This is a genomic window from Limimaricola cinnabarinus, assembly GCF_047631075.1.
Lineage (GTDB): Bacteria > Pseudomonadota > Alphaproteobacteria > Rhodobacterales > Rhodobacteraceae > Limimaricola > Limimaricola cinnabarinus.
On sequence record NZ_JBLHYX010000041.1, the window covers coordinates 1 to 9,860 of the forward strand.

A 9,860-nucleotide genomic window follows, 5' to 3' on the forward strand; every position below is an offset into this window, starting at 1 on the left:
TCGGCGACGGCGCGATGATCTCCGTCGGATACAACGCAACCCGCCGAACCCCGAAAGGCGCCGAGGCGCTCCATGACGACGGAGCCTATGTCCGAGTGCGAATGGCCCTGGGTGAAAGGCTGTGGGAGCGTTTGGAAGCCTTCTTAGACCATTGATCCATCAGTCGTTTCGGGTCTGGAGACAGGGGCCGCCGCATCTGCGCAGCGGCCCCTGCGCCGTTCCGCCTCCTGTCTCTGGACGTCGCGGCCCTTGAGGCCTCCGCCGCCCCAGCGCCGGGCCGAATCCTCCGGCCTTGCGGTGCCCCAGGTCGGACGACCGGCGAACGGCATCGGGGCGGCATGTCCCATCGCGACCAGTTGGAGTTTCGGACAGGCGGACGGCTCAGCCGTTGAGAGACAACGCCCAGCGCTTCGCAGCGTCCTTGCCTTCAGCTTCATGAGTGACGTCCGAAGCGACAGCACTGTTTTGACGCCGCGCGGCATCGAAGGGGAGCGCATACGGTCATGGCACGCAAGAAAGCCCCCATCCGGCGGGATGGGGCCATGGCGGAACGGAACGGGTTCGCGCTAGCGGTAGATCGCGCTGATCCCACGCTCGAAGCTGGCCCAGCTGATCGTGGCGCGATTGCCTGCGACGCCGTGATAATGCGAGCGGCCATGGCTGGCGGGCAGTCCCGCCCAGATCCGCGCGAGATTGTTCATGAAGCTGCGGCGGTCCATCGCGCCGCGTTCGAATCGCGCGAGCCCCGCATCCGCCAGCAAGAGATCGGCGAGGCGGTCCTGCGTATGCGGTGTGAACCTCGTGTCGAGGGGCAGGCCCGAGCGGCGGACGAGCCCGCGCAGGGTGGCCGGAATGAACTGGTATCGGCCAATGGCATGGGGCTGTCCGGGCGTCGCGGCGACCCAATCGAATATGTCCCGCAGGGTCATGCGCGTGGGGGCCCGGGCGGGACGATGCCGGGCGCCATGCTGCACCGCGTCGTAGCCCGCGCCACCCGCTTCGGCCGCGGCGATGAGGGACAGGAGCCGCGCCTTTGCCGTTCCGCCGAAGATAGGCAGCGCGTCATCCACACGGCCGGAGACCTGCGCGGCGCTCGCCCGGGCACGCTGGCGCAATTCGAGCCGGGTGCCGTCCTGCAAGAAGGGATCGCGCCCCTCGGCGAAGAAGGCCGGTGTCTCGTAGGCCGTGAAAAGCTCTGCGCGCAATCCGGTGTCGGCAAACGCGCCGGAACAAGGCAGCAGCAGGCAGACGGCCAGCGCCACGAGGCTTTTGGAAGGGCCAAATCTCATGGCGAACCTCGTGCCTTGGGTGCGACGTCGCGTTCAGCGTGCCACGCCACGAGAGAGGCCGGCATCCGCTCGGGGGCATAGGCGCAAGGGTCCGCCGCAGGGGCGGCAAGCGGTGGCATAGTATGATCGGACAGGCGCACCTATCCGGACGGTCATGCATCGCAACCTAAGATGGGTCGCATGGCGGAAAGAAACACCGCAGCCTGAGAGTGTGAAAGACAGGAGCGCTCTGCATGTTCAGGCCGACAATCGCCATTCTTCTCGCTCTGACCCTGACGGCAGGAAACGCGACCTCCCAGCCGCTGGATATTCCGCTCGTGATCGCCACGAAGGATGACGCGCCGCTTCACCTCGATCTAGCCGATCTCGACGCGATGCCGCAGGAAAGCTTCGTCACCGGCACCTTGTGGACGGAAGGGGAGACGCGCTTTTCCGGGGTGCCGCTCGCCGTGCTGCTCGATCGGGCCGGGATCGGCGACGACGCCACCCGTATCGAACTCGTGGCCCTCAACGACTACAAGGTCGAGATCCCCCTCGACGAGATCGAGGACACGCGCCCGATCGTGGCGACCCGCATGGATGGCAAGGTGATGGCAGTTCGGGACAAAGGCCCCTACTGGCTCGTCTACCCCTATGACGAGGATATCCGTTACCGGACCGAAGCCATCTACGCGCGCAGCATCTGGCAGCTTGGCCAATTGCGGGTGTCCGAATGAGCATCGCCCATTTTGAGGGAACAAGTGCTTTTGCCAAGTACAACCCCAAGATCAGGGCGGGGCTGCTGCTGGGGCTGGGGGTGATCTTCCTCGTGGTCCTGACCCTGAGCATGGCGCTCACGCGTCAGATGCGGCATTTCGAAACCGCGCAGAGCGACAGTCTGCAATGGAACCTCGCGCAGATGGAGCTCGAAACCTCCAACTTGCGGCGCGAGATCCTCGAAGCGCGGCTGTCCGAGGCGGCCAATCCCGGCCGCACACGACTTCGGTTCGAAATATTCCTGAGCCGTATCAATCTGTTACAAGAGGGCGAGATGGCTCGCCTTTACGACGATCCCGAGGCGGCGGCGCTGCTGGACCGGATCGCCGCCACGAGCGCGCGGATCGACGCGCGTCTGGCCGACGCCACTTCGCAGCAATCGCTGGAGGCGACCGCCGAGGGGCTGAACCAGCTGCAACCGCTGATCCGGGAGCTTGCGCTGCATGGGCTTGATCAGGCTCTGCTCGACAGCGCAGCGCACCGTCACGGCATGAAGCGTCAGGCGGAACTGACGATGGCCGTGGGTCTGGGCCTGCTGGCGGCGATGTTCGTGATGCTGCTCTCGAACGATCATCAGCGGCGCCGCGTGCTTGAGAAGGATGCCGTCCTGAGCCAGAGCGCGCGCCGCATGGGTTCGATCATCGGCGCCTCGCTCGACGCCGTCGTCTGCGCCGACCACAAGGGCCGCATCACCGATTTCAGCCCCGCCGCCGAAGAGATCTTCGGCTGGAGCCGGGAGGAAATTCTTGGCCTCTCCCTGCGCGACACCATCATTCCCCAGCGCTTTCGCGACGCGCATGATCGTGGCATGGCGCGTTTCCTGTCACGGCGCGAAGGCAAGGTCGTCGGCGGCGGACGGGTGGAACTGCAGGCTCTGCGCCGCTGCGGGACAGAATTTCCGGTGGAGATGAACCTGACCTCGACCGAAGGGCCGAACGGGCCGGTCTTCATCAGCTATCTTCGCGACATTTCCGACTGGAAGGAAAGCGAGGCCCGGTTGATCAGCGCCCGCGATGCCGCGACGGCCGCAGACGAGGCGAAATCGCGTTTCCTGTCGGTGATGAGCCACGAGATGCGCACCCCGCTCAACGGGATCATGGGCGTGCTCGATCTCATGCGGCGCACCGATCTCGATGCGGCGCAATACCGCCATATCGAGGTGGCCCTCGCCTCGTCGGAGGTGCTGCTGCAGCTCGTCAACGAAGCCCTCGACATCACACGGATCGAGGCGGGCGAGGAGCGCATCGAAACCGCGCCCTTCGCGCTGGCCCCGCTTCTCAGGCAGGTGAATGCGGGCCTGTCGCCTCTTGCCACCGAAAAGGGGCTGACGCTTGATCTGACGGTGGAGCTGGAGGCCGAAGGCTGGTTCGAGGGCGACGAGAAGCGCATCCGCCAGGTGATCACCAACCTGATCGGCAACGCCGTAAAGTTCACCCGCTCAGGCGGGATCGGCGTCACCGCCATTGCAGGCGAGACCGGCGTGACGATCCGGGTCGATGACACTGGAGTGGGCATTCGGCACGAGGATCTCGACCAGATCTTCGAGGAGTTTGTGGCCAAGTCACAGCCCGGAGGCCGGCAAAGCCGCAGCGACGGGCTCGGCCTCGCTATCTCGCGGCGTCTCGCGCGGCTCATGTCCGGCGATCTCGTGGCGTTCAGCGCCAAGGGTGAGGGCAGCCGCTTCGAGCTGACCCTCCCCCTGCCCCGGGTCCGGCTTGCCGAGATCCCGGCAGAGGCCGCCGATACCCCTGACGCATCGGATTGCGCGACCGCGCCGCTGTCGGTCCTCGTGGTGGAGGACAACCCGATCAACCGGCTGGTCCTGCGCGGCATGCTCGAGCGCCTCGGCCACCGCGTCACCGAGGCCGAGCATGGCGAAGAAGGGCTCGACCTGTTGCCGCGCGGCTTCGATCTCGTGCTCATGGATTTCGAGATGCCGGTTCTGGGAGGGCTGGAGGCGACGCAGCGGATACGGCGTCTTTCTCCCCCGCTTGGGGAGATCCCCGTCATCGGCCTGACCGCGCATGCATCGTCCGAGATCTGTGCCCTTGGCGCGGATGCGGGAATGGACCGCGTCCTTTCCAAGCCCCTGCGCTTCACCACCCTTGCCGGGCTGCTGGGAGAGCATGTCCCGGAACCTGACCTGCAGGAGGCCGATCTCGACGACGAGGTGCTGGCCGAACTGGTGGAAACGGTCGGGCCGCAAAGCGTCGAACGCGCGCTCGACGGGCTCTTGAAGGAGTGGCAGGACATGGCGCGCCGGATCGACAGCGACGCGCCCGGTTCCGATCTGGCCGATCTCGCCCACCGCATGAAGGGGGGGGCCGCCATGCTCGGCATGAGTGGGCTCAGCCGCCAATTTGCCGAGATCGAGACCGACGAAACTCTCATCGATGTCGACCGGCTGGACCGGCTGTTGCGCGGTGCCGACGCTCACGCCCGCGCCCTGCTCCGCCAACAGCCACAGCCCGCCTGAACCTGATCTTTGTCATCCGGCGATCAATCCCCCGGACGTTCCGGGCCGGGATGGTGAAGACCTACAACCTCCCTCAGGCGCGGCCCAAGCGCACAGGGACCTATGCCGCCGCATAGCCGGAATGCTCCCCCAGATTGCAGGATTTGTTGACCATTTCTTGCGACAATTGCCCGTAATCCGTCCGTCGCGAGGACGAGCAAGGCAACGCCGCAAGGCCATTTTCAGAGCGATCCTGCTGGAGCACAGTCACCATGCATCACACCAGAGCCCGTCGGCATTTCTTGCGCTGGAGCTTCGGCCTTCTCGCCTGGCTCGTGCTCGCGGTGAGCGTGATGGCGCATGGGGCATGGCTCGGGGGGGGCGGGATCGCGCTGACTGCGACGTCGCGCCAGGCGATCGTCGACCGGATCGCGGGGGGCGAGGCGCCGCTCTCGGTGGGCGACGTGATCTCGGTCATCGCCGATTTTCCGGTCATCACGGCCGGCACGCTGGACGGGCCGGGCGGCTATGCCACGATCTATGTGCCGCCGGGCACAGAGGTGGTGGGCACCTACATCACCGACGCGGCTGGCACGCCCGTCGATGCGCGGCCCGCCCAAGCCAGCACCGGCTCGGGCGTTTCCAAGGGGTGGGGCCCGAAGGGACAGCAGGTCTTTGACATCTCGCCCGAAGGCTGGAATCCCTCCGACACGACCCAGTGCCAAGCGGCGGGCTATTCGATTGCCGACTGCAATGCGGGGTTGGCCTATATCTACGGCGACACCGGCATCTTCTACTCCACCCGCGCCGACACCGCGCTTTTCGCCAATGGGGCACCCATCGCCACGCTCGAAAACGGTTATCTGGTGAATCCCACCAACGACACGCCCTGGTCCTCGGTCGGCGGCAGCGGCACGGCGCGGGTCCACAACAAGTGGGACGCGGTGCAAATCAACGCCTTTGGCTCCGGCGGCGACATCGACCCCAATGGTTTTACCGTCACCGAGGAGACGACAATCACCGGCGGCCGCGGGGCCACGCCGTTTCGAGCGGGCAGCCCGGTGGCGGGCCCCGACTCGGGCACGGATTGGGACCGCTACGGCACCACGGGTCCTTGGAACCGGATCAGCTATCCCGGCTCGTGCCGCGCCGACGATCCGTTGCTTGCCGGTCCCGACGGCCCGGCGACCGGGGCGGGCTCGGTGTTTCCCGAAACCCTGGACCCCGGGGTCAACACGGTCGTCGCCTGTACCGACACGACCGAGGGCTTCGCGCTCAATGACAGCGCGGCCACCGCCCTGCCCGCCGCGACCAATGCGGTGCGCTATGCCTTCGGCGGCATCGCCGAAGGCGAAACCTACTATGCCGTCATGGATCTGCGGGTCACCGACCTGTCGCAGCTTGGATACATCAATGCCGAAGGGCATGGCGGCGATTCGGCCGAAGGGGCCTCCGCGGGCAACGACAACCCATGGCGCTACTGGGTCGCCGGCAGCTCGGCGATCTCGCCCGCAGGCCCAGAGGATCTGCATATCAACATCTCGATCACGGCAGTGAACGGCGTGCCTTATTCTGGTGGCGATATCCCCCAAGGCGCGACCCTGACCTACCGTGTCAGCTATGTGAACACGTCCCTCAGCCCCACGACCAACGTGCAGACCCAAGTCACCTTGCCGCCCGAAATCGCGGGCACCTCGAATTTCCGCGTCGTGGAAGGCGAGGACATCCGCCCCGCGGGCACACCCGGTCCGGGCAGCTTTGCGCTCGGGACCATGGCGACGCTCGACGGGCTGGGCAGCGGCGCGATCGAGTTCGACGCCGCCCTGACCTCCGCCGCGACCGGCACCGTTACTGCCAGTGCCGCCAACAGCAGCGCCGAGGGCGGCGCCGACAGCGACAGCGTCACCGCCGCCATCACCGCCGCCCCGGTCGCGGTCATGCCCATCTGCACGGGCGAACGCTTCTCCCTCGTGGATTGGGGCAGCGATGCCCCGGCCGCCATCGGCATCCCCAGCGCCTTCTCGCGCTATGGCGTCAGCGGCACCATCACGGCGAGCAGCAATGCGTCTCCGCTGCGCCCGGCCGCGATCGGCACCGGCAACGAGCTCTACGCATCGGCCTATGGCGGCGCCACTGTGCTGAGCCAGCAATATGCGCGGGTGGAGGTCGCCTTCGACACCCCGATGAGCGCCATCCGCTTCTACGCCACGAGCCTCGACCTCGACGAGTCCGTCACCATCCATGGCGAGCTTGGCGGCGTCCGGGTCCAGCCTGCGCTTGCCGACGGGCCGATCTCGGCACCGATGCGCCGCGTGGCCAACGCCGACGGTTCGGTCTCGGGAGAGCGCGACAGCACCTTCTCCACCGCAGCGCTGCCGGAAAACTTCGCCGTCCTCGTGGGCTTTGGCCAGCCGGTCGACCGGATCGTGATCACCCATGACACGCGTCAGGCCAACGGGGCGAACTTCGCGGGCGCGATGCAGCTTACCGACGTCCAGGCCTGCGCCGACTTCACCGATGCGCCCTCGGCCTATGGCGACGCGCTGCATGCGGCTGGCGCAACAGCGACTTTTCGTCTGGGCGATACCGTGACAGGTGATGCCGGGCCGGGCAACGACGCCAATGCCGGGTCGGACGATGATGACGGGGTGGAAATTCCACCGCTGGTTCAGGGCTTTCTCGCCACGGTCGAAACCCAGGTGACCGGGGCGGGAGGCCGTCTGTCGGGCTGGATCGATTACAACGGCAACGGCGTGCTGGAGGAAGGCACCGCCGAGGAGGTCGCGCTCGATCTGGCCGATGACGGTACCGGAGCGGATGCGGCGGCGGGCGACGGGGTGATCTCCTTTGAGGTGATCGTGCCGGGCGATGCCGTGCTCGACCAGACCTTCGCGCGCTTTCGCTGGTCGTCGGCATCCACCTTGGGCATCACCGCCCCCGCCCCCGACGGGGAGGTCGAGGATTATCCGATCAATATCGCCGCTGCACCACTGGTCGACCGCGGCGACGCGCCCGCGAGCTATGGCGACCCGCTGCACATTATTTCGGATGCCGGAGTGTCGGGCACCTATCTCGGCGCGATCCCCCCCGACCCCGAGGCCGCCTCTCAGGCGAGCCCGGATGCCAGCGGCGATGATCTCGACGGCAATGATGATGAAGATGGAGTGATCATGCCCGGTCTCTTTGCCGGGGGCACGAGCGAGATCACCGTGACCGTCAACGAGGTGACCGGCGGCGCGGGCACCCTGACGGGCGGGGTCGCCTATCTCTCGGCCTGGATCGATTTCGCCGGTGACGGCGTGTTCGACGCAAGCGACCGGATCGCCGCCGACCTGCGCGACGGCGAGGCGGGCGACAAGGACGGCGCCTTCAACGGCGAGATCAAGTTCGACGTCGCTGTGCCCGCCGACGCGACCCTGCTGCCGACCTTCGCGCGGTTCCGCTTCTCGACCACCGAAGGCATGGTGACGGTCGCGTTGGATGGCGAGGTCGAGGATTATCAGATCACCGTGTCGAACGACGACCCGCCCGTGGTCTGCGACAACGGCCTCTATCAGATCGCCACCAAGGATTCGACACTCAAGCGGATGCGGTTCGGCCAAGGTCCGAGCGGCTATACGCTGAACCTCGAAACCCTCGGTACGACCAACAACAACGTCAACGCGGGGTGGGGCTACAACGAGCTTGACGGCTACATCTACGGCGTGCGCAGTGGCAAGGGCGAATTGTGGCGCGTGGACGGGACCGGCACCTTCACCCGATTGGTCGACATCCCCAACACCGCCGCCGATGGCAGCAATGCGGGCGACATCCTCCCCAACGGCACGATGGTCTACAAGATCGATCAGTCAACCTGGCAGCTTCTCGATCTGAGCGATCCGACCGCGCCCGTCGATCTGGGCACGCTGAACCTCACGCAGCCGGTGAACACCGTCGATTTTGCCTCCAACCCGATCGACGGGGTGATCTATGGCATCAACTCGACCACCGACCGGCTGTTTCGCGCCTCCGCGAATGGCGGGCTGCCCGGCACCACCGTGGTGGTGGAGTTCGGGCCCGCCATCTACACCGGCACCTATGGGGCCGTCTTCTTCGACGAGAACGGGCGCATGTATGCCTATGACAACAACACCAACATCATCTACCTGATCGACACCACCACCGGTTCGCGCCAGTTTCTGGCCGAAAGCGTGCAGGACGAAGGCGGCATCAACGACGGCGCGTCGTGCCGCGGCCCCTCCCCCGTGCCGCTGAGCGGTCTGGGCGGCAACATCTATGTCGATCAGAACGCCTCGGATGTGAAAGAGGCGTCGGAGACCAATCTCGGGGGGGGCATTCGTATCGATATTTATACCGACAACGGCACCCCCAACGATCTGACGGATGACAGCTTCGTCGCGACGGCCGACACCGACGCGGACGGCACCTATGCTTTCACCGGGCTGCCCGCGGCCAGCACTTACCGCCTTGAGGTGGACGTGACCGATCCGGACCTGCCCTCCGGTTCCCAGATCGGCACCTCGAACCCGATCGTCGGGGCCCGGCCCGACAGTTCCGGCATTGCCGTCGATTACGATTTCGGCTTCGACCCGCAATTCAGCGATCTTTCCATCACCAAGAGCGCCTTTCAAGCGGGCACCACCTCGCCCGTGACCACCGCCGCGCCCGGCGACATGATCGACTGGGTCGTCGAAGTCACCAATGACGGCCCCGGATCGCCATCGAACGTCCGGGTGATCGAGAAGATCCCGACGGGATTTGCCTATGTCAGCGACGACGCGCCCGCGACCGGTGACTTCTATGACCCCGAGACCGGCCTGTGGTTCGTCGACGAAATCCTCTCCGGAGCGACGGAGCGGCTGACGGTGCGGGTGCGGGTTCTGGAGACCGGGTCGCATATCAACGAGGTGGAGATCATCGAAAGCTCCCTGCCCGATCTAGATAGCGATCCGGCCAGCGGCACGAGCATCGACGATCTGGGCGACGGGCGCGCCGACGATGATGAGGCGCGGGTCGAGATCACGCTCGAGATCGGCACGCGCCTTCTTTCGGGGCGACTCATCCTGGATGACGGGAGGAATGGCGGTACTGCGCATGACGGTGTGCGGAACGGCGGCGAGACCGGCACTCAGGCCGGAACCTTGCGGCTTCTGGACGCGGGCGGGGCGTTGCTGGCCAGCCCCGAGATCGCGGCGGATGGCCGCTGGTCCTACGCGCTCGACGACAGCTACACCGGGACACTTCTGTGGTTGCCGCCCGTGATGCAAATAGTTTTTGACCCTTTTGGCATGTGATCGAGTGCGGTCTTCTGTCAGGCCTCGTTGTGCGGCATTCCAGAAGCCGCGGGCCGATATGGTGAT

4 protein-coding genes are annotated in these 9,860 nt (G+C 66.1%); 3 read left to right on the forward strand and 1 reads right to left on the reverse strand.

From position 1 onward, the window contains the following. Positions 1-566 precede the first annotated feature (566 nt). Positions 567-1,289 (reverse strand): lysozyme family protein, encoded by a 723-nt coding sequence (locus tag ACJASC_RS17335; protein WP_415147104.1) that lies wholly within the window; start codon positions 1,287-1,289, stop codon positions 567-569. 233 nt (positions 1,290-1,522) lie between these two features. Here ACJASC_RS17335 and ACJASC_RS17340 point away from each other — a divergent pair, with 233 nt between their 5' ends. From ACJASC_RS17340 to ACJASC_RS17350, 3 genes are all read left to right on the forward strand, one after another. Further along, positions 1,523-2,005 carry a putative pterin-binding protein gene (locus ACJASC_RS17340; RefSeq protein WP_415147105.1) on the forward strand — a complete coding sequence of 161 codons (483 nt, stop codon included), beginning with the start codon at positions 1,523-1,525 and terminating at the stop codon, positions 2,003-2,005. Then, positions 2,002-4,521 (forward strand): hybrid sensor histidine kinase/response regulator, encoded by a 2,520-nt coding sequence (locus ACJASC_RS17345; protein WP_415147106.1) that lies wholly within the window; start codon positions 2,002-2,004, stop codon positions 4,519-4,521. Before ACJASC_RS17340 ends, ACJASC_RS17345 begins: the two co-directional genes overlap by 4 nt. Positions 4,522-4,772: 251 nt before the next feature. Continuing rightward, on the forward strand, positions 4,773-9,794 hold the full coding sequence (locus ACJASC_RS17350) for a DUF6923 family protein (protein WP_415147107.1): 5,022 nt from the start codon (positions 4,773-4,775) through the stop codon (positions 9,792-9,794). The last annotated feature ends 66 nt before the right edge of the window (positions 9,795-9,860 follow it).

What these genes read in the sequence shown, in the direction of transcription:
- ACJASC_RS17335 (WP_415147104.1), bottom strand. Translation starts at nt 1,289, where the DNA reads ATGAGATTTGGCCCTTCCAAAAGCCTCGTGGCGCTGGCCGTCTGCCTG.
- ACJASC_RS17340 (WP_415147105.1), top strand. Translation starts at nt 1,523, where the DNA reads ATGTTCAGGCCGACAATCGCCATTCTTCTCGCTCTGACCCTGACGGCA.
- ACJASC_RS17350 (WP_415147107.1), top strand. Translation starts at nt 4,773, where the DNA reads ATGCATCACACCAGAGCCCGTCGGCATTTCTTGCGCTGGAGCTTCGGC.
- ACJASC_RS17345 (WP_415147106.1), top strand. Translation starts at nt 2,002, where the DNA reads ATGAGCATCGCCCATTTTGAGGGAACAAGTGCTTTTGCCAAGTACAAC.